General features: G+C 77.7%; 21 protein-coding genes. 13 read left to right on the forward strand and 8 right to left on the reverse strand.

Going from position 1 to position 19,562, the window contains the following annotated elements:
* Positions 1–58: 58 nt before the first annotated feature.
* Genes fdxA through D0Z06_RS03760 form a run of 3 tightly spaced genes read left to right on the forward strand, consistent with a single transcriptional unit; the run spans position 59 to position 2,324 of the window.
* The gene (fdxA, locus tag D0Z06_RS03750) at positions 59–385 is read left to right on the forward strand and encodes a ferredoxin (protein WP_117376009.1); all 327 of its coding nucleotides are present in this window, start codon (positions 59–61) and stop codon (positions 383–385) included.
* Positions 386–417: 32 nt separating this feature from the next.
* Positions 418–1,503, forward strand: coding sequence for a succinyldiaminopimelate transaminase (dapC, locus tag D0Z06_RS03755; RefSeq protein WP_304999745.1), 1,086 nt, complete (start codon positions 418–420; stop codon positions 1,501–1,503).
* Positions 1,500–2,324, forward strand: a complete 825-nt coding sequence (locus tag D0Z06_RS03760) for an aminoglycoside phosphotransferase family protein (RefSeq protein WP_117376011.1) — start codon at positions 1,500–1,502, stop codon at positions 2,322–2,324. Before dapC ends, D0Z06_RS03760 begins: the two co-directional genes overlap by 4 nt.
* A 39-nt stretch (positions 2,325–2,363) precedes the next feature.
* Here D0Z06_RS03760 and D0Z06_RS03765 read toward each other — a convergent pair whose 3' ends face one another.
* The gene (locus tag D0Z06_RS03765) at positions 2,364–3,035 is read right to left on the reverse strand and encodes a hypothetical protein (protein WP_147331974.1); all 672 of its coding nucleotides are present in this window, start codon (positions 3,033–3,035) and stop codon (positions 2,364–2,366) included.
* Between the two features lie 96 nt (positions 3,036–3,131).
* Here D0Z06_RS03765 and D0Z06_RS03770 point away from each other — a divergent pair, with 96 nt between their 5' ends.
* Positions 3,132–4,265 carry an alpha/beta fold hydrolase gene (locus D0Z06_RS03770; protein WP_117376013.1) on the forward strand — a complete coding sequence of 378 codons (1,134 nt, stop codon included), beginning with the start codon at positions 3,132–3,134 and terminating at the stop codon, positions 4,263–4,265.
* 32 nt (positions 4,266–4,297) lie between these two features.
* On the opposite strand, the gene D0Z06_RS03775 is transcribed toward D0Z06_RS03770, so the two are convergent.
* The 3 genes from D0Z06_RS03775 to dapD all read right to left on the reverse strand — a co-directional run bounded on the left by D0Z06_RS03775 (position 4,298) and on the right by dapD (position 8,768).
* Positions 4,298–5,671 (reverse strand): TrpB-like pyridoxal phosphate-dependent enzyme, encoded by a 1,374-nt coding sequence (locus D0Z06_RS03775; RefSeq protein WP_117376014.1) that lies wholly within the window; start codon positions 5,669–5,671, stop codon positions 4,298–4,300.
* A gap of 131 nt (positions 5,672–5,802) precedes the next feature.
* Positions 5,803–7,548 (reverse strand): HNH endonuclease signature motif containing protein, encoded by a 1,746-nt coding sequence (locus D0Z06_RS03780; protein ID WP_233517427.1) that lies wholly within the window; start codon positions 7,546–7,548, stop codon positions 5,803–5,805.
* Between the two features lie 245 nt (positions 7,549–7,793).
* The gene (gene dapD / locus D0Z06_RS03785) at positions 7,794–8,768 is read right to left on the reverse strand and encodes a 2,3,4,5-tetrahydropyridine-2,6-dicarboxylate N-succinyltransferase (RefSeq protein ID WP_117376015.1); all 975 of its coding nucleotides are present in this window, start codon (positions 8,766–8,768) and stop codon (positions 7,794–7,796) included.
* Between the two features lie 172 nt (positions 8,769–8,940).
* Between dapD and dapE the strand changes: the two genes are divergently transcribed.
* From dapE to D0Z06_RS03805, 4 genes are read left to right on the forward strand one after another with little or no spacing between them, the layout of a single operon-like run.
* A complete protein-coding gene (dapE, locus tag D0Z06_RS03790) occupies positions 8,941–10,053 on the forward strand; it encodes a succinyl-diaminopimelate desuccinylase (RefSeq protein WP_117376016.1) in 1,113 nt (370 codons plus the stop codon).
* A complete protein-coding gene (locus tag D0Z06_RS03795; protein WP_117376017.1) occupies positions 10,050–10,889 on the forward strand; it encodes an LOG family protein in 840 nt (279 codons plus the stop codon). The genes dapE and D0Z06_RS03795 overlap by 4 nt, the downstream gene beginning before the upstream one ends.
* 6 nt (positions 10,890–10,895) lie before the next feature.
* On the forward strand, positions 10,896–11,252 hold the full coding sequence (locus D0Z06_RS03800) for a DivIVA domain-containing protein (protein WP_117376018.1): 357 nt from the start codon (positions 10,896–10,898) through the stop codon (positions 11,250–11,252).
* Positions 11,245–11,703 (forward strand): SRPBCC family protein, encoded by a 459-nt coding sequence (locus D0Z06_RS03805; protein ID WP_117376019.1) that lies wholly within the window; start codon positions 11,245–11,247, stop codon positions 11,701–11,703. Before D0Z06_RS03800 ends, D0Z06_RS03805 begins: the two co-directional genes overlap by 8 nt.
* 34 nt (positions 11,704–11,737) lie before the next feature.
* Here D0Z06_RS03805 and D0Z06_RS03810 read toward each other — a convergent pair whose 3' ends face one another.
* Positions 11,738–12,358 (reverse strand): LysE family translocator, encoded by a 621-nt coding sequence (locus D0Z06_RS03810; RefSeq protein WP_117376020.1) that lies wholly within the window; start codon positions 12,356–12,358, stop codon positions 11,738–11,740.
* Between the two features lie 66 nt (positions 12,359–12,424).
* Between D0Z06_RS03810 and D0Z06_RS03815 the strand changes: the two genes are divergently transcribed.
* The 5 genes from D0Z06_RS03815 (at position 12,425) to D0Z06_RS03835 (ending at position 17,325) form a co-directional block, all read left to right on the forward strand.
* Positions 12,425–13,330, forward strand: coding sequence for a DMT family transporter (locus D0Z06_RS03815; protein WP_117376021.1), 906 nt, complete (start codon positions 12,425–12,427; stop codon positions 13,328–13,330).
* A gap of 41 nt (positions 13,331–13,371) precedes the next feature.
* Positions 13,372–13,941, forward strand: coding sequence for a DNA-3-methyladenine glycosylase I (locus D0Z06_RS03820; protein ID WP_304999744.1), 570 nt, complete (start codon positions 13,372–13,374; stop codon positions 13,939–13,941).
* 161 nt (positions 13,942–14,102) lie between these two features.
* A complete protein-coding gene (locus D0Z06_RS03825; RefSeq protein WP_012947303.1) occupies positions 14,103–14,270 on the forward strand; it encodes a DUF3117 domain-containing protein in 168 nt (55 codons plus the stop codon).
* 86 nt (positions 14,271–14,356) lie between these two features.
* Positions 14,357–15,862 carry a leucyl aminopeptidase family protein gene (locus D0Z06_RS03830; RefSeq protein ID WP_117376022.1) on the forward strand — a complete coding sequence of 502 codons (1,506 nt, stop codon included), beginning with the start codon at positions 14,357–14,359 and terminating at the stop codon, positions 15,860–15,862.
* The gene (locus tag D0Z06_RS03835) at positions 15,859–17,325 is read left to right on the forward strand and encodes a hypothetical protein (protein WP_117376023.1); all 1,467 of its coding nucleotides are present in this window, start codon (positions 15,859–15,861) and stop codon (positions 17,323–17,325) included. The genes D0Z06_RS03830 and D0Z06_RS03835 overlap by 4 nt, the downstream gene beginning before the upstream one ends.
* Before the next feature lie 52 nt (positions 17,326–17,377).
* On the opposite strand, the gene vapC is transcribed toward D0Z06_RS03835, so the two are convergent.
* The 3 genes from vapC to D0Z06_RS03850 are packed head-to-tail and all read right to left on the reverse strand — an operon-like array spanning position 17,378 to position 19,547.
* A complete protein-coding gene (vapC, locus tag D0Z06_RS03840; RefSeq protein ID WP_117376024.1) occupies positions 17,378–17,788 on the reverse strand; it encodes a type II toxin-antitoxin system VapC family toxin in 411 nt (136 codons plus the stop codon).
* Complete coding sequence (locus D0Z06_RS03845) at positions 17,785–17,997, reverse strand: type II toxin-antitoxin system VapB family antitoxin (protein ID WP_117376025.1); 213 nt, start codon at positions 17,995–17,997, stop codon at positions 17,785–17,787. Before D0Z06_RS03845 ends, vapC begins: the two co-directional genes overlap by 4 nt.
* 47 nt (positions 17,998–18,044) lie before the next feature.
* Entirely contained in the window at positions 18,045–19,547 is a 1,503-nt protein-coding gene (locus D0Z06_RS03850) for a phytoene desaturase family protein (RefSeq protein ID WP_117376026.1), read from the reverse strand.
* Between the last annotated feature and the right edge of the window lie 15 nt (positions 19,548–19,562).

The raw sequence follows: 19,562 nt of genomic DNA on the forward strand, positions 1-19,562 counted from the left end.
GTTCCTGCGCACCCGGGGAGCCCCCGGGAGCGCCGCTCGTCCGCCCCGGAGGAAGCCCGTGACCTACGTCATCACCCAGGCCTGCGTCGACGTCCTCGACAAGGCGTGCATCGACGAGTGTCCGGTCGACTGCATCTACGAGGGTGAGCGGATGCTCTACATCCACCCCGACGAGTGCGTCGACTGCGGTGCCTGCGAGCCGGTCTGCCCGGTGGAGGCCATCTACTACGAGGACGACGTCCCGGACAAGTGGAAGGACTTCTACAACGCCAACGTGGAGTTCTTCTCCGACCTGGGCAGCCCGGGCGGCGCCGCCAAGACCGGGAAGATCGGCAAGGACCACCCGCTGGTGGCCGCCCTGCCGCCGCAGGGCGAGGGCCACTGACGACCACCGCTGCGGGGACGGCGGCCGGCCGGCTGCCCGACTTCCCCTGGGACTCCCTCGCCGGCGCCCGGGCCAAGGCGGCCGGGCACCCGGGCGGTGTCGTCGACCTGTCCATCGGGACGCCGGTCGACGACACCCCGGCGGTGCTCCAGGACGCGCTGGCCGGCGCCGCCGACGCCCCCGGCTACCCGACCGCGCTGGGCACCGCCGACCTGCGCCGCGCCGCGGCCGGGTGGCTGCAGCGGCGCCTCGGCGTCCGCCTGGCCGACCCGCTGGGCGCCGACCCGTCGGTCATCCCGACCGTCGGCTCCAAGGAGCTGGTCGCCCTGCTGCCCACCCTCCTGGGGCTGCGCGGCGCCGGCACCGTGCTCGTGCCCGAGGTCGCCTACCCGACCTACGAGGTGGGCGCGGTGCTGGCCGGGCTCGCCGTCCGCCGCACCGACACCCCGCCGGACGACGCGGCCGGCGTCGTCCTCGTCTGGCTCAACTCCCCGGGCAACCCGCACGGCCGGGTGCTCCCCGACGAGCAGCTGCGGGCCTGGGTGGCCTGGGGCCGGGCCCACGGCGTCCCGGTCGTCGCCGACGAGTGCTACGTGACCCTGGGCTGGGACGTCGAGCCCCGGTCGGTGCTGCACCCGGCCGTGTCCGGCGACGACCACACCGGCCTGCTGGCGGTGCACTCGCTGTCCAAGCAGTCCACCGCGGCCGGGTACCGCGCCGGGCTGCTGTCCGGTGACCCGGCGCTGGTCCGGCGGGTCTGGGAGGTCCGCCGGCACCTGGGCCTGCTGGTGCCCGGCCCGGTGCAGGCGGCGATGACCGCCGGGCTCGCCGACGACACCCACGTCGAGGCGCAGCGCGAGCGCTACCGGGCCCGCCGCGAGCGGCTGGCGGCCGCCGTCCGGGCCGCCGGGGCGGGCATCGACCACTCCGAGGCCGGGCTGTACCTCTGGGTCACCCGCGACGAGGACTGCTGGGCGACCATCGACTGGCTGGCCGGGCGGGGGATCGTCGCCGCGCCGGGCTCCTTCTACGGCCCGGCCGGTGCCCGGCACGTGCGGCTGGCGCTGACCGCCACCGACGAGCGGGTCGCCGCGGCCGCGGAGCGCCTGGCGGGGTGACCCCCGCCGCCGTGGGCGCCCGGGCGGCGGCCCGCTGGGGGCTGCGGCTCGGGCGGCCGTTCCCGACCAGCGGCCGGTTCGTGGCGCCGGCCCGGCGTGCGGACGGGACCGCGGTGGTGGTGAAGGCGGGGGCCGCCGGCGACCCCACCCTCGCCGGGGAGGCGGCGGCGCTGGCCGCCTGGGGCGGCCGGGGTGCGGTCCGGCTGCTCGACGTGGCCGCCGACGCGGAGGGGACGGCGCTGCTGCTGGCCGCCGCCGTCCCCGGCACCGACCTGTCCGGCTTCCCCGACGCCGATGCGCTGCCCCTGCTGGCCGCGGTCGCGCGGCGGCTGCACCGCTCGGGCGCGGCCCGGCCACCCGGCGCGCCGGACAGCCGGCGGCGGGTGCCGCTGCTGCGGGCCGGCTCACCCCTGGTGCCGGCCGATCTGACCGCCCGGGCGGCGGACCTGCTCGAGCACCTGCTCGGCACCGCGGCGCCCGCCGTGCTCTGCCACGGCGACCTGCACGGCGCCAACGTGCTGCGCGACGGCGACGGGTGGGTCGCCGTCGACCCGCACGGCGTGTGGGGCGAGCCGGCGCTGGACGCCGGGACGGCGCTGCACAACCCGCCGCGGCCGTGGGCGGCGCTGCCCGGCCTGGCCGGCCTGGTCGACGAGCGGGTGGCGCTGCTCGCGGTGGGGCTCGGGGTGCCGCCGGACCGGGCCCGCGCGTGGGGGTTCGTGAGCGCGGCGGTCGGTCTGGTGTGGGGCGCGCGGGACACCGGCCGCGGTGACCCGGACCTGCTCGCCCTGGCCCGCGTGCTGGCCGGCCCCGTCCCCTGAGCCGGGACCTCCGGCGACGGGGCGGTCAGCGCAGGGAGGTCACGGGCAGCCGCGGTCCCCGCCGGCGAGCGCCGCGGTGAGCTCCTCGGCCATCGTGGCCCAGCGCTCGTAGGCCTCGGGGAAGGCCGAGCGCTGGACGATCTGGGCGGCGTCGGTGACCCGGCGGCCCTCCCAGCCCGGGACCTCCACCAGGCGGTCGTAGAAGATGCCGGCGGCGTACACCGGGTCCTGCACCTGCTCCGGCGTCCCCCAGCCCTGCGAGGGGCGCTGCTGGAACAGGCCGAGGGAGTCGCGGTCGCCGTACGGGAGGTTGCGCAGGCTGGACTCCTGCATGGCCGTGGCGAGGGCGACGACCACCGCCCGGTGGGGGAGGCCGCGGTCGAAGCCGACCTGCGCGATGGTGCGGGCGTTGCCGACCTGCTCGCCGCTGAGCCGCATCCCGGTCGCGGGCAGGGTGCACTCCGCCGTCGCCATCGGCACGTCGTCGCGGGCGGCCCGCGCGGAGAGGGCGAGGAGGACGACCACGAGGACGACCACGCCCACCCAGGCCCAGCCGGCCAGGTCACGCCGCGCCGGACGGCGCCCGCGGGCCGGCCGGCGCGACGACCCCCGGGACGGCCTCCGCGCCGGACCCCGGGCGGCGGTGCCGCTGCGGCTCCGGGCACCCGGGGTCCGGCGGACCGCCGTCGCGCTGCCGCCTCGTGCGCTCACCCGGCCGACTGTAGGCGGCCGGGCTGCGCTTCCAGCGGTGTCGCGGGGGAGGTGTCGCTCGCTACGGTGTCGCCGCCACCGCCTGCGAGGAGACCCATGGCCGACGTCCTGCTGCCCGGCATCACCGCCACGCGGGTGACCACCCCGCGCCTGACCCAGAACGTGCTGCACCCCGACGGCGTCGACCCGGCCGGGCCGGGGGAGACCGTCCTGTTCGTGCACGGCAACGTCAGCTCGGCGCTGTTCTGGCAGCCCACGATGCTGGCGGTCGCCGAGGTGGGGCGGGCCCGGCCGCTCGCGGTCGACCTGCGCGGCTACGGCGACACCGACCCGCTGCCGGTGGACGCCAACCGCGGGGTCCGGGACTGGGCCGACGACCTCGGCGCGCTCGTCGACACCCTGGGGCTGGACCGGGTGCACCTGGTCGGCTGGAGCATGGGCGCCGGCGTCGTCCTCCAGCACCTGCTCGACGCGCCGGAGCGGGTGGCGTCGGTCGCGCTGGTCGCCCCGGTCTCGCCGTACGGCTTCGGCGGCACCGCCGGCCCGGAGGGGCGGCGGCTGTCGGAGGACGGCGCCGGCTCCGGCGGCGGTGCGGCCAACCCCGACTTCGTGGCGGCGCTGGCGGCCGGGGACACCGGTGACGCGGCACCGACCAGCCCGCGCTCGATCCTGCGCGCGTTCTACGTGGCGCCGGGGTCGCTGCCGCTCGACCCGCGGCTGGAGGACGTCTTCGTCGCGGCGATGCTCTCGACGCGCACCGGCGAGGACCACTACCCCGGGGACAGCCGGCCCGCGAGCACCTGGCCTGGCCTGGCGCCGGGCACCCGCGGGGTGCTCAACACGATGGCGCCCACGGTGTTCGACGTCTCGGGGATCGTCGACCTGGCCGGCAAGCCCCCGGTGCTCTGGATCCGCGGGGACGCCGACGCCATCGTCTCGGACGCGTCGGTGTTCGACCTGGCGCAGCTGGGGGTGCTGGGCGCCGTTCCCGGCTGGCCGGGGGAGCACGTCTGCCCGCCGCAGCCGATGGTGACCCAGACCCGGGCGGTGCTCGACCGGTACGCCGCCACCGGCGGGGCCTACCGCGAGGTCGTGCTGCCCGGGGTCGGGCACTCGCCGCACGTGGAGCGCCCGCAGGAGTTCACCGTCGCCCTGCTCGAGCACCTGGACCGGCCGGCGCTGGTGCCCTCGAACACCCCGGAGACGCCGGGGCCGGGGGACGTGGGCTGACCCCCGCTCCCGGGCGTCCCGGGCCGGGCTCCTCAGGAGCCGGCGGGCACCGGGGGCAGGCCGGCCAGCGCGGGCGCCAGCCGTTCGTCGGTCACGGCCTCGTCGGCCATGCGGCCGGACAGGTAGGCGTCGTAGGCCCCGAGGTCGAGGTGACCGTGCCCGCACAGCGCCGTCAGGATCACCTTCTCCTCGCCCGATTCCCGGCAGGCCAGCGCCTCGCGGATGCAGGCGGCCAGCGCGTGGGTCGGCTCCGGGGCCGGCACGATGCCCTCGGTCCGGGCGAACTGCACGGCGGCCGCGAAGCACTCCGTCTGCGGCAGGGCCAGCGCCTCCAGCAGGCCCAGCTCGTGCACGTGGGACAGCAGCGGTGACATCCCGTGGTACCGGAGCCCCCCGGCGTGGATGGGGTCGGGCACGAAGTCGTGGCCGAGGGTGTGCATCTTCATGAGCGGGGTCATGCCGGCGGTGTCGCCGAAGTCGTACGCGTAGACGCCGCGGGTGAGCGACGGGCAGGACGCCGGCTCGACGGCGCGGATCGTCGGCGACATCCGCCCGGCCAGCTTCTCCCGCAGGATGGGGAAGACCAGCCCGCCGAAGTTCGAGCCGCCGCCGGTGCAGCCCACGACGACGTCGGGCTTCTCCTCGACGGCGGCCAGCTGCAGAAGGGCCTCCTCGCCGATGACCGTCTGGTGCAGCAGCACGTGGTTGAGGACGCTGCCGAGGGCGTACCGGGTGCCCGGGTCCGCGGCGGCCACCTCCACGGCCTCGCTGATCGCGATGCCGAGCGACCCCGGGTGCTGCGGGTCCTCGGCCCGGATCCCCCGCCCGGCGTCGGTCAGGTCCGACGGGGAGCGGTGCACCCGGGCCCCGAAGACCTCCATCATCGTCCGCCGGTAGGGCTTCTGGTCGTAGGAGGCGCCGACCTGCCAGATCTCCACGTCGAGGTCGAACAGGGCACCGGCGAAGGCCAGGGCGGTGCCCCACTGGCCGGCGCCGGTCTCGGTGGTCAGCTTCCGGATCCCGGCCTGCGCGTTGTAGAAGGCCTGCGGCACGGCCGTGTTCGGCTTGTGCGAGCCGGCGGGCGAGACGCCCTCGTACTTGTAGTAGATGCGCGCCGGCGTGCCGAGCGCCTTCTCGAGGCGGTGCGCCCGGTACAGCGGCGCGGGTCGCCAGAGCCGGTACACGTCGAGCACCTCGCCGGGGATGTCGACGTACCGCTCGCCGGTGACCTCCTGGGCGATGAGGGCCTCCGGGAACAGCGGGGCCAGGTCGTCCGGGCCGACCGGCTGCAGGGTCCCGGGGTGCAGCGGCGGGGGCGGCGGTTCGGGCAGGTCGGGGACGACGTTGTACCACTGCGTCGGCAGCTGGGACTCGTCCAGCAGGATCTTGTGCTGCAGCGCCGCCATGCCGTCTCCTCCGGCCGGTTCCACGGGGTGCGCCGAGCCTAGACGCCCGCGGCGGCGGGGGAGCCGCGCGGAACGCGGCCGGTGCCCGCCGGCAGGTCCCCCCGCTGCGCCGCCGTTCCCGCGGGAACGGCTCAGCCGGGCATCGGGGTGCCGGTCTCGACGGCGAGGCGGCGGGTGAGGTCGCGGTGGGTCATGAGGACGCCGATGGCGTAGCGCAGGTCGAGGGGGTCGTGGTGGTCCTGCAGGGTGGCCGGCAGGTCGGGGGCGCCGTCGGGGAACAGGGCTCGGTCGATCCGCCGACTCACGCGGGCCGGGCTGGTCGGGGTGGTGGTGCTGCGGGCGGTGGTGGTGCCGCGCTGCCCGCGGCGGCCGGCGGGGCGCCGGCCGGGTGCGGCCGCGCGGCGGGCCTCGCTGGTCCGGCGCCCGGGGCGTGCGGTCGGGTGGGTGCCGGTTGGGCGGCGGGGGAGCAGCCGGGCTGTGGAAGGCCGGGCGCCGGGGGCGATGTCGTGCTCGGCGCCGAGTGCCGGGGCGTCGGTGGGTCGGCGGGCTGTGCTGGTGTCCAGGGGCGGGACGCCGGCGAGGCCGGGGGCGGTGGCCGGGAGCCGGTCGAGGCCGGCCAGGCCACCGGTGAAGGCGCCGTCGGCGCCGCCCCAGACCCGGCGGCCGTCGGGGGTGGTGACGACCAGCCGGCCGTCGCGGCGGGTCGTGGTCAGGTCCAGGTCGTGGACCAGGCCGTGGTCGGTGTCGCACAGCAGCACCAGGTTGGGCAGGTCGGTGCGCCCGCCGAAGAGCCAGTGCCGCAGGTGGTGGGCGTGCAGCCGTTCGATGCGGGTCTCGGGGCAGCCGGGGCGGGCGCACCCGCCGTCGCGGCGCAGCAGCGCGCGGCGCTGCGCCTTCGTGGCCCGCCGCCGGCGCCGGCCCACGGCCAGCGGCTCGCGGCCGGCGGCGAGCATCGCGACCGCGCTGGCCTCGCACAGCACCCGGCGGGCCTGGGCGCCGGTGACCGCCGGGCCGCCCTCCAGGTAGGCGCGGCCGGCGGCGGTGTCCTCGGCGAGCACCGCGGCGTCGACGTGGATGACGACCTCCCGGCGCGGCGGGTCGCCGGGGCGGCGGTCCAGCGCCGGGCGGGCCTCGGCCAGGGCGGCCAGGGCGGCCAGCCGGCGGGCGGCGGTGCGCGCCCGGGCCAGCCCGGCGTCGGTCTCCTCCCCGGCGCAGCGGGCCACCAGGTCGGCGTCGACGGTGCCGCCGGCGGCGCGGGTCTGCTCGTGCGCGGCGCGGGCGCGGGTGGCCTGGGCGCGGTCGCGGCGGGCGGCGCGCTCGGCCAGGGAGTCGATCGCGGCCATCAGTGGAGCGCCCTGGGCGGCCGGGCCGCGCACCCGCAGGGTGAAGGTGCCGTCGTCCTCGGTGCGGTAGTCGAACACCACCTCCGGCTCGGCGCGGCGCCCGCTGTCCTGCTCGGCGGCCTGGTCGTCGACACGGCGCCAGGTGCGGCAGAACCGCTCGGTCTGCGAGGCGGTGGCCGCCAGCGCGAACTCGAGCAGCTCGGCCTCGCAGTCGGGCGTGGCGATGCGGGTCAGCGCGCGCACCTTGGCGTACGACAGCCGCCCGGCGCCGAACGCGACCTGGATGCGCGGCAGGCCGCGCAGCGCCCGGGCCACCCGCACCTGCTCGCGGGCGGCGCCGGGGGACAGGCCGCACTGCCAGGACAGCCAGTGCGCGCAGGAGCGCAGCCCCGGCCCGGCCCGGCCCGCGCGGGCGTCGAACTCGGCCACCAGCCCCAGCCACGCCGCACTCGCCGCGGCCAGCCGCACCGCCCCGGCGGTGATCGCCGCCCCCAGCTCCGCCACCCGGGCCGCCTCGCCCGTCGTCGTACGCATGTTCGGACCGTACGCGGCGCCTCCGACAGGAACCGCAGGTCAACCGCCCCGGCACGTTCCCGCGGGAACGTCCCCGCGTCGTCCAGGTCCCAGCAGCCCTGGCCGGTGACCGGACGGAGAGCCTGACTGTGCGGCGTTCCCGCGGGAACGCCCGGGGTCGAGGAGGCGCGCGCGGCGCGAGGACGACCGGGGCGCGAGGACGACCGGGGCGCGAGGACGACGAGGGCGCGCGCCCGGGCGGTGGGTCAGTTGGCGTGCAGCTCGGCGTTCAGCGCGCCCCAGTCGCCGTCCCGCGGGAGTGCCTCCAGCGCGCCGGTGACGCTGTTGCGGCGGAACAGCAGCCCGTCCCGGCCGGAGAGCTCGGCGGCCTTGACCGTCGAGCCGTCGGGCAGCGAGACCCGCGCCCCGGCGGTGACGTAGCAGCCGGCTTCCACGACGCACCGGTCGCCGAGGGAGATGCCGATGCCGGCGTTGGCGCCCAGCAGGCAGCCCGAGCCGATCGAGACGATCGCCTTGCCGCCGCCGGAGAGGGTCCCCATGATCGACGCGCCACCGCCGATGTCGCTGTCGGCGCCGACGACCACGCCGGCGCTGATCCGGCCCTCCACCATCGACGGGCCGAGCGTGCCGGCGTTGTAGTTGACGAAGCCCTCGTGCATGACCGTCGTCCCCTCGGCGAGGTGGGCCCCGAGCCGCACCCGGCTGCCGTCGGCGACCCGCACCCCCGACGGGATGACGTAGTCGACCATCCGCGGGAACTTGTCCACGCCGTGCACGGTGACCTGCCCGTAGGCGGCCCGCAGCCGGTGCGGGTTGAAGGTGGCGGCCTCCACCGGCCCGGCGCTGGTCCACGCGACGTTCGTCAGCAGCCCGAACACGCCGGTCATGTCCGCCCCGTGCGGCCGGACGAGCCGGTGCGACAGGAGGTGCAGGCGCAACCAGACGTCGTGGGTGTCCGCGGGCGGGGCGGAGAGGTCCGGGACGACGGTGCGGACGCCGACGACCTCGACCCCGCGGGCCTCGTCGCGCCGGACCAGGCCGCCGTAGTCGGGGCCGAGCTCACCGGCGAGCTCGAGCGCGCCCAGACGGGTGGTCCCCGGGGCCGCACCCTCGGGCGCGCCGAGGCGGGGCTCGGGGTACCAGGTGTCGAGCACCGTGCCGGAGGGCGTCACGGTGGCCAGGCCGGCGGCGACGGCGGAGAGCGGGGCGGCGGCAGTCACGCCCCGACGCTACCCAGCCCGGCCACGCACCCCGGACCGCACCCGGACCCCGCACCCGGACCCCGCGCCCGGATCCCGCGCCCGGACCGCCGGTGGACGGCAGGTGACCGTCCGGCGAACCGGCCCCGGGCTCGCGAGGGGCACCCGGCCGTCGCCCGTAGGCTCGGCAGCCGTGACCGACTCGCCGGGGCTCGACCTCTCTGCCGACGTGCTGACGCTCACCCGGGCGCTGGTGGACCAGCACTCCGTCTCCGGCGACGAGGGGCCCCTGGCCGACGCGGTCGAGGCGGCCCTCCGCCGGCTCGGCGGGCTGGAGGTCGAGCGGGTCGGCAACGCGGTGCTGGCCCGCACCGACCTGGGCCGGCCCACCCGGGTGGTGCTCGCCGGGCACCTCGACACCGTGCCCGTCGCCGACAACCTCCCCAGCCGGCTCGACGAGGCCGGCGGCCGGCTCTACGGTTGCGGCACCAGCGACATGAAGGCCGGCGACGCGGTGATGCTGCGGCTGGCCGGGCGCTTCGGCGTCCCGGGCGCGCAGCCGGCCCACGACCTCACGTTCGTCTTCTACGACAACGAGGAGGTCGACTCGGCCCTCAACGGCCTCGGCCGGGTGGCCCGGGAGCACCGCGGCTGGCTGTACGGCGACCTCGCGGTCCTGCTCGAGCCGACCGACGGCGAGGTCGAGGCAGGCTGCCAGGGCACGCTGCGGGCCGTCCTCGAGGTGCCGGGCCGGCGGGCGCACAGCGCGCGCTCCTGGCTCGGGGAGAACGCGATCCACGGTGCGGCCGGCGTCCTGACCACACTGGCGGCCCACGAGGCGCGCACGGTGGACATCGACGGCTGCACCTACCGCGAGGGGCTCAACGCGGTCGGCATCGAGGGCGGGGTGGCGGGCAACGTCATCCCCGATCTCTGCCGGGTCCAGGTGAACTTCCGCTACGCCCCGGACCGCGACGAGGACGCCGCCGAGGCCTACGTCCGCGAGGTCCTCGCCGACGCCCTCGCCACCGGCGCCACGCTCACCGTGGTGGACAACGCCGGCGGCGCGCTCCCCGGCCTGGGCGAGCCGGCCGCCGCGGCCTTCGTCGCCGCGGTCGGCCGCCCGCCCCGGGCCAAGCTCGGCTGGACCGACGTGGCCCGCTTCGCCGCCTTCGGCATCCCCGCGGTCAACTACGGCCCGGGTGACCCCCAGCTCGCCCACACCCGCGAGGAGCACGTCCTGGTCGACCGGCTGCAGCCGGCCGAGGACGCGCTCGTCGCCTACCTCTCCGGAGGGGACGCATGACGACGACGCCCGGGCCCGCCGACGCGCGGAAGCCCCGCCCCACCCGGCACCGCGGCCCGGTCATGCTGCGCGGCGGTGAGCCCGACCCGCGCGACGCCGGGACGACGACCGACCAGCGGCTGCTCGACCGGCGCGGCCCGACCGACTGGGTGCACACCGACCCGTGGCGGGTGCTCCGGATCCAGTCCGAGTTCGTCGAGGGCTTCGGCCTGCTCGCCGAGATGCCGCGGGCGGTCAGCGTGTTCGGCAGCGCCCGCACCCCCCGGGACCACGACCACTACGCGGCGGGCGTGGAGATCGGCGCGGCGCTGGCCCGGGCCGGCTACGCGGTCATCACCGGCGGCGGGCCCGGCGCCATGGAGGCGGCCAACCGGGGCGCCTCGGAGGCCGGTGGGATGTCGGTCGGCCTGGGCATCGAGCTGCCGTTCGAGCAGGAGCTCAACGAGTGGGTCGACGTCGGCATCGCGTTCCGCTACTTCTTCGTCCGCAAGACGATGTTCGTGAAGTACGCGCAGGCCTTCGTCATCCTGCCCGGCGGGTTCGGCACCCTCGACGAGCTGTTCGAGGCGCTGACGCTGGTGCAGACGCGGAAGGTGACCCGCTTCCCGGTGGTGCTCTTCGGGTCGGCGTACTGGTCGGGCCTGGTCGAGTGGATCCGCAGCACGATGGTGCCCGCGGCCACGATCAAGGAGAGCGACCTGGACCTGTTCACGGTCACCGACGACGTCGCCGAGGTCGTGCGGATCATCCAGGAGGCCGAGGCCGCGCGGGAGGCCGGGGACAACGGCGGCGGGATGCGCGGCCTCCGCCTCGACGTCGCACCCAGCGACGCCTGAGCCGGCGTGCTCTCGTTCGCCGTCTTCGTCCTCGGCGTGCTGGTCGTCGGGGGCCTGCTGTTCCTCGGCGGGTCGCTGCTGCTCGGCCGGGGGGAGACCCGGCCCCCGGCCGACCCGGACCGCTCGACGGTGGAGCTGCCCGCCGACCGGCCGGTGACCGCCGACGACGTCCGCGGCGTGCGCATCTCGGTGACCGCGCGCGGCTACCGGATGACCGAGGTCGACTGGCTGCTCGAGCAGCTGGCCCGCACGATCGAGGAGCGGGACGAGGAGATCGCCGCGCTGCGCCGTCGTCCGTCCGGTCCCGGTCCGGACGACGTCCCGCCGCCGGCCCCGGCGGACGGAGCGCACGCGGATGCCTGAGCTGCAGTTGTCGGTCGACGTGGAGGCGCCCCCCGCGCAGGTGTGGACGGCGCTCACCGACTGGACCCGGCAGGGCGAGTGGATGCTGCTCACCGACGTCGAGATCGTCGGCGGCCCGGCCCAGGGCGTCGGGGGCCGGCTGGCCGCCCGCACCGGCGTCCCCGTGCGGCGCGGGCGGCACCTCGGCGTCCTCGACACCATGGTCATCACCGAGTGGGACCCGCCGCACCGGGTCACCGTGCAGCACACCGGGCGGATCATCCGCGGCCCCGGCATCTTCGAGGTCCGCCCGCGCGGCGCGGGCACGACGTTCGTGTGGACCGAGCGGCTGCACCTGCCGTTCGGGTGGCTCGGCCGGCTCGGCTGGCCGCTCGCCCGCCCGTTCGTGGTCGCCGGCGTCCGGCTCTCGCTCAGCCGGTTCCGGGACTTCGCCCGCCGCCACCCCGGCTGAGCCGGGCGCCCCGGGGACCGCGCCGGCGCCGGGATCAGGCGCGCTGGACCGCCAGCCGCGCGCCGAAGCCGAGCAGGGCGCACCCGGTGACCGCGTCCAGCGCCCGCCGGACCGGCCGCCGCGACAGCACCGCCCGCGCCCGGTGCAGCCCGGCCACGAGGAACAGCAGCCAGGCCAGCGACAGCACGGCGTGGGTCAGCGCGAAGGCGGCGAGGACCGCCACGGCGGCGCCGGGACCGAGGAACTGCGGGAGGACGGCGAGGTAGAACGCCAGCACCTTGGGGTTGGTGATGTTGGACAGGAACCCCTGCCGCCAGCCGGCCAGCGCCTGCCCGTGCAGGGGCCCGCCGGACGGGGGCGCCGGGTACCTCCCCCGCACCGCCGAGCGCAGGGCCTGCACGCCCAGCCAGGCGAGGTAGGCGATGCCCAGCCAGCGGACGGTCTGGAAGACCGGCTCGACCCGCACGAGCAGCGCCGCCAGCCCGGCCGCGGCCGCGACCCCCTGCACCGCGTTGGACGACGTCACCCCGACCGCGCTCCAGGCGCCCCGCTGCCGGCCGCCGGACAGCGTGTTCTTCACGACGACGGCGACGTCCGGCCCCGGGACGAGGACCAGCACCACCGCGAAGGCGACGAACCCGCCGTACCCCGACACCGGTCCAGCCTAGAGCCCGGGGCAGGATGTCCCCGTGAGGGCGTGCGACGGTGCGCGCGAGGAGCGGTGAGCCGGCGCGGCTGGGCACTCTTCCTCGCGATGTCGGTGATCTGGGGCGTGCCCTACCTGCTCATCAAGGTCGCCGTCACCGACCTCTCGCCGGTGACCGTCGTCTTCGGCCGGTGCCTGCTCGGCGCCGCGCTCCTGCTGCCCTGGACCGTCGCCCGCGGGCAGCTGCGGCCGGCACTGCGGCACTGGCGGGCGCTGCTGCTGTTCACGGTGCTGGAGATGACCGGGCCGTGGCTGCTGCTCTCCTACGCCGAGCAGACCCTCTCCAGCTCGCTGACCGGCCTCCTGGTCGCGGGCGTGCCGTTCGTCGCCGCGCTCGCCGGCCGGCTCGCGGGGGAGGAGGAGCGGCTCACCCCGGTGCGGCTGCTCGGCATGGGGGTGGGGGTGGTCGGCATCGCCGTCCTGCTCGGCCTGGACGTCGAGCGGGTGGCGCTGCTGCCCCTGCTCGCCGTCGCGCTCACCGTGGTCGGCTACGCCACGGCGCCGCTGGTCGTCAGCCGGGCGCTGGCGGAGGTGCCCGGGGTGGCCGCCGGCGCGATCGCGCTCACGGTCACCACCGTGGTCTACGCCCCCTTCGCGCTGCCCCGGCTCGACGAGGCCGCCCGGGCGCCGGCGCCGGCGCTGGCCTCGGTCGCGCTGCTGGGGGTGCTCTGCACGGCGGTCGCCCTCGCCCTGTTCTTCGCGCTCATCCGGGAGGTCGGGCCGCAGCGCGCGCTGGTGATCACCTTCCTGAACCCGGCGGTGGCCGTCCTGCTCGGCGTCCTGCTGCTCGGCGAGCCGTTCACCCTCGGCCTGGCCGTCGGCCTGCCGCTCGTCGTGCTCGGCTGCGTGCTGGCCACGCGGCGGGGCCGGCCCCGCCCGGCCACCGAGGTCCCGCCCCCGGTGGACACCGCCGTCCCCTGAGCGGCGCCGACCTGTCGGCGGGCCGGTCTAGCCTGCCGCCCGTGGACGACCGCACCCGCTGCGCAGAGCTCGTTCGATGTGCGTGGGGGAACAGCACCCCCGAGTACGCGGCCTACCACGACGAGGAGTGGGGCCGGCCCCTGCACGGCGACGACGCGCTGTTCGAGCGGCTCTGCCTCGAGGCGTTCCAGTCCGGGCTGTCCTGGATCACCATCCTGCGCAAGCGCCCGGCGTTCCGGGCCGCGTTCGCCGGCTTCGCGATCGACGCGGTGGCGGCCTTCACCGAGGACGACGAGGCCCGGCTCCTCGCCGACGCCGGCATCGTGCGCAACCGCGCCAAGATCCGCGCGGCGGTCACCAACGCCCGCGCCGCCCGGCAGCTCCCGGAGGGCCTCGACGCGCTGCTGTGGTCCTTCGCGCCCGCCGGTCCCCGCCCCCGCCCGGCGACGCTGGCCGAGGTCCCGGCGACGAGCCCGGAGTCGACGGCGATGGCCCGCGACCTCAAGCGGCGGGGGTTCGTCTTCGTCGGACCCACGACCGCCTACGCCCTCATGCAGGCCACCGGCATGGTCGACGACCACGTCGCCGGCTGCTTCCGGGCGACCGGCTGACCGGCCCCTCCCGGGGACCCGCCGCGGCGCGGGGCTCCGCGCGGGGGACCTCCTGTTGGTCTACGGACCCCCCATACGGGATCATGGGAGCGGAGCTCACGACATCGACGAGAGCGACACCGCGGTCGACCGGCCGCGGGTGGTCTGCGAAGGAGGCACGCATGGCGGCCATGAAGCCGCGCACGGGTGAAGGTCCCCTGGAGGTCACCAAGGAGGGGCGCGGCCTGGTCATGCGCGTACCGCTCGAGGGCGGCGGGCGCCTGGTCGTCGAGCTGTCGCCCGACGAGGCCGCGGCCCTCTCCGAGGCACTGAAGGGCGCGACCAGCTGAACACCCCCGCGAGCCTGCCCCCGGGCAGCCCCGCGCAGGACGACACGGCCCCGGCCGCCGGTTCCCCGGCGACCGGGGCCGCGCCGTTGCCGCGGGTCGAGGTCCTGTCCACCCTGCCCCCGCTCGGCGAGGACGACGTCCTCGCGGTGCCGGTCGGCCCCGGGGCGGTCCTGCCGTCCTGGCTGTCGGGTCCCGGCGCGCCGCTGGACGCCGCGCTGCTGGCCGGAGCGCTGGCCGACACCGGCAACACCGGCAAGCCGGGCACGATCACCAACCTGCCGGTGCCCGGCCGCCGGCCGCGCAGCGTGGTGGCGGTGGGCGTCGGCGACGCCACCCTGCCCGACCTGCGCAGCTACGCGGCCGTCGCGGTCCGCCGCGCGCAGACCCTCGCCGAGCACGGCGCCCGCCGGCTGGTGCTCCCCCTCGACGACCCGGCCGCCCCGGCCGGGGCCGAGGAGGTCCGCGCCGCCGTCGAGGTCGCCCTGCTGGCCGGCTACCGGTACCGGGAGACGTCGAAGCCGCACCCGCCCCGGCTGGCGACCGTCGCGGTCGTGGCCGCCGACGGCGCCGACCCGGCGGTGCTCGCCGCGGCCCGCGCCGGCGAGGTCACCGGCCGGTCGGTCGCCTGGGCCCGCGACCTGGTCAACACCCCGAGCAGCACCAAGGACCCCGCCTGGCTGGCCGACCAGGCGGTCGCGCGGCTCGCCGGGCTGGCGCACGTCACCGTCACCGTGCTCGGCCCCGACGAGCTCCGGGCCGGCGGGTTCGGGGGCGTGCTCGCCGTCGGCGGCGGCTCGGCGTCCCCGCCCCGGCTGGTGGTGGCCGCCTACCGGCCGCCCGGGGCCGGGCCGGCCGCCCCCGTGCTGGTCGGCAAGGGCATCACGTTCGACACCGGCGGGATCTCGATCAAGCCGAACGCCGGCATGCGGGAGATGAAAACCGACATGGCCGGCGGGGCGGCCGTGCTCGCCGCGGTCGACGCCGCGGCCCGCCTCGCGCTGCCGGTCGCGGTCACCGCCGTCGTCCCGGCCGCGGAGAACGCCGTCTCCGGCTCCTCCTACCGGCCCTCGGACGTCGTGCGGCACGTCGGCGGCCGGACGACCGAGGTGCTCAACACCGACGCCGAGGGCCGCATGGTCCTCGCCGACGCGCTGGCGCACGCCCGGCTGCACCTCGGCGCCACCGTGCTCGTCGACGTCGCCACGCTCACCGGCGCGATGAAGGTGGCCCTCGGCACCCGCACCGCGGGGCTGTACGCCACCGGCGACGGGCTGGCCGACGCGCTGACCACCGCGGCGGCGCACGCCGGCGAGCCGGTCTGGCGGATGCCGCTGGCCGAGGAGCACGCCGACCTGCTGGAGAGTGCCGTCGCCGACGCCAACAACGCCCCCGGCAACCCCGGCGGGACGACGGCGGCGCTGTTCCTGCGGCCCTTCGCCGGGGACCTGCCCTGGGCGCACCTGGACGTCGCCGGGCCGGCGCGCGCCGGCTCCGACGACGCCGAGCTGGTCAAGGGCGGCACCGGGTTCGGTGCCCGCACCCTGCTGCGCTGGCTGGAGGCCGGCGCGCCGTGGAAGGACCCCGTCCGATGACCGGCGAGGACACCGGGGTCGTCTTCCCCGCCGGGCCGGACGGGCGGCGCAGCACCGCGGTGCTGGGCCGGTCGGTGGTCGCCGACGCGCTGCGACCGGTCGACCCGACCGGGGCCGCGGCCGCCGAGCGGGAGACCAACTGGCGGTCCGGGTACCTGGTGCACTTCCGCCGGCTGGTCGAGGCGGGGCTGCCCAGCCGCGAGGCCGCGCTGGCCGTCGCCGACGCCGGCCTGGCCTCGCTGCACCGGCGGATGCGGGTGGCCGGGCCCGACGGCACCGAGCAGGGGCTGGGCGAGCTGGCCACCGCGCCGGCCGGCCGGGTGCCGCAGACCGTCGAGGTCACCGGCACCGCCGAGCCCGAGCGGGAGCTGTCGCTGCCCTTCCACGGCGGCCGGTTGCGCGGGGACGACCTGCTGCGCCGGCTCGACGCCTGGGTCGGCGCCGGGGTCGTGGAGCCCTCCTGCGCGGAGGCGGTGCGGACGGTCGCGGCGCACCCCGAGTGGCTGTCGGTGCCCGGCACCACGGTCGCCGTCCTCGGGGCGGGCGCGGAGATGGGCCCGCTGACCGCGCTGCTGCGCTGGGGGGCGCGGGTGGCCGGGGTCGACCTGCCCCGCCGCCCGCTGTGGGAGCGGGTGCTCGACACCGCCCGCCGCGGCGCGGGCACCCTGCTCGTGCCGGCGTCCGGCGGCGACGGCGACCTCACCGGGCGGGCCGGCGCCGACCTGGTGACCGAGGTCCCGGCGGTGGCCGGCTGGCTGGCCGGGCTGCCCGGCCGGCCGGTCCTCGGCAACTACGTGTACGCCGACGGCGCGACCAACGTGCGGGTGTCGGTGGCCGTCGACGCGCTCACCGCCCGGCTCTCGGCCGAGCGGCCGGACCTGGCGCTGGCCTTCCTCGCGACCCCCACCGACGTCTTCGCCGTCCCGGCCGACGCGGTGGAGCAGTCGGTGCGGGCCTACGGCGCGCGCTCGCGGACGGCCAAGCTGATCGGCCGGCCGCTGCGCACCCTGTCGGCGGGGCGGCTGCTGCAGCGGGCCTACGTGCCGGGCAGCGCGCCCGGGATCGCCGACAGCCTGGTCGCCCAGCAGGGCCCCAACTACGCGCTGGCCAAGCGGCTGCAGCGCTGGCGGGCCACCGTCGCCCGGGCGGCCGGGACGACGGTGTCGATGAACGTCGCGCCGCCGACCCGCACCCGCTCCGTCGTCCGCAACCGGGCGCTGGCGGCGGCCTACGCCGGGGCGCACCGGTTCGGCGTGGAGGTGTTCGAGCCGGCGACGTCCAACGTGCTCATGGCGGCCCTGCTCGTGCACGACCTGCACACCGGCGGCGGCCCGGCGCACGCGCACCCGTGGGAGGACGAGGCGTTCGCCGCCGCGCACGGCGGGCTGTGGCGGGCCGCCTACGCCCCGCGCAGCGCGCTCGGCCTGGCCGCGCTGCTCGGCTACGGGGCCGCCCGCGGGTGACCCCCGGCGTCCCCGACCGGGATCAGGGCGTCACGCGCGCGCGGACCACGGCTCAACTGCGGAGCGAGGCGGCGTCCACCTCGAGGTCCAGCACGCGCGCGACCCGGTCGAGGTCGACGTCCTGGGCGAGGAGGACCGCGGAGGTGCGCCACGCGACGGCCGCGATGAGGCAGTCGACCATCCCGCGCGGGGTCACCCCGACGCGTCGGCAGCGGCGGTAGACGCGCGAGGCTGCGTCGAAGTCGGCGGCGGGGTCGACCGGCAGCAGGTGGTGCCGCAGCAGCAGGCGGCGCAGGTCCGCGGCCCGGCGGTCGTCGCGCGCTCCGGCGCACACCTCCATCACCACCGGCTCGGTGACGGCGAGGGGGCCGTCGGCCGCGACGAGCGCGGTCAGCCGGCGATCCACCGGGCTGCCGGTCGCCCGGTCGTACTCGACCCAGGCGGAGGTGTCGGCCAGGATCACCCGCGAACTGCCGGGGGCGAGTCGTCGGGCAGCGTGCCGATCGCCCGGGCCCCGCGCATGGCCAGCGCCTCCTCCCGGGTCATCGGCTGGCCGGCGAGGTGGCGCAGCGCCAGGTCCACGGCCTCGGTCTTGGTCCGGACGCCGTACCGTTCCATGATCGTCTCCACGAGGTGGTCGGGCAGCTCGATGTTGGTCCGGGACCGGGTCATGCACCTACCGTACCCGCCACAGGTGTACGACAGGTGTACCGCGGTCGTCAGGCCGGGCCGACCATCGCGGCGACGATCTCGGCCGACAGGGTCACCAGCGGCAGCCCGCCGCCGGGGTGGGCCGACCCGCCGACGAGGAACAGCCCGGGCACGGGGGAGGCGTTGGCCGGGCGCAGGAACGCCGCCCGGGCGCCGTTGCTCGACGTCCCGTAGATCGAGCCGCCGACGCTGCGGGTGTCCCGCTCGAGGTCGGCCGGCGTGCGGGCCACCGACCAGCGCACCCGCCCGCGGACGTCGAGCCCGCGGGCGGCCAGCACGTCGAGCACCCGCGCGGCGTACCGGTCGGCCAGGCCGGGGGCGTCCCAGTCCGCCCCGCCGGCCGGGTCGTGCCGCGGGGCGTTGACCAGCACGAACCACGACTCGCTGTCGTCGTCCGGCCGGGTGGCGGGGTCGTCGGGCGCCGATACGTAGACCGTCGGGTCGGGCACGGGGCGCGGCGCACCGGCGTGCCGGCCGACGCCGAAGACCGCGTCGAACTCGGCGTCGTAGTCGGCCGGGAACAGCACCGTGTGGTGGGCCAGCCCGGGCGTGCGGCCGCGCAGCGCCAGCAGCAGCACGAAGCCCGAAAGGGAGGGGGTGCTCCGGGCCAGGTCGCGGCGCACCCCGCGGGTCGCGCGCCCCGGCGGCAGCAGGTCGGCGTACAGGCCCGCGGCGTCCCCGGCGGCGACGACGACGTCCGCCGGCAGCACCCCGCCGCCGGCCAGCCGCACCCCGGCCGCCCGGCCGCCCTCGACGAGCACCCGCTCGACCGGGCAGCCGGTGCGGACCACCGCCCCCCGCTCGGCCGCCCGGGCGGCGACCGCCAGCGCCAGCCGGCGCAGCCCGCCGCGGACGTACCACGAGCCGAACCGCTGCTCGACGTACGGCACGGTGGCCAGCACCGCCGGGGCCCGCCGCGGGTCCGACCCCGAGTAGGTGGCGTACCGGTCCAGCAGCATGCGCAGCGCGGGGGAGTCCAGCAGCTCCGCGCCCAGGCCGCGCAGGGTCTGCCACGGCGCGACGGTGGCCACGTCCCGCGGGCTGCGGGCCAGCCGCGCCAGGGTGCCGGCGCCGGCCAGCGGGGAGCGGAGGAACGGCTGCTCGGTGATCCGCCACATCGCCTCGGCGCGCGCGGTCAGCCGGTCCCACTGGGTCCCGGCGTCCGCGCCGAGGGCGGCGTCGAGGGCGGCCGGGATGCGCGCGGCCTCCCCCGGCACGGCGAGCCGCGTGCCGTCGGGGAAGCGGTAGGCGACGGCGGGGTCGAGGCGCACCAGGTCGACGGCGTCCTCCAGCGCTGCGCCGGTGGCGGCGAAGAGGTCCCGGTACACCTGCGGCAGGGTCACCAGGCTGGGCCCGGTGTCGAAGCCGTGGCCGTCGCGGGCGTACCAGCCCAGCTTGCCGCCGACCTGCGGTGCCTGCTCCAGGACGGTGACCGCGTGGCCCTGCGCGGCGAGCCGGGCGGCCGCGGCGAGCCCGCCCAGGCCGGCCCCGACCACCGCCACCCGCGCCACGCCCGCCACGGTAGA

This window comes from Geodermatophilus marinus (assembly GCF_003428645.1).
Classification (GTDB): Bacteria; Actinomycetota; Actinomycetes; order Mycobacteriales; family Geodermatophilaceae; genus Geodermatophilus.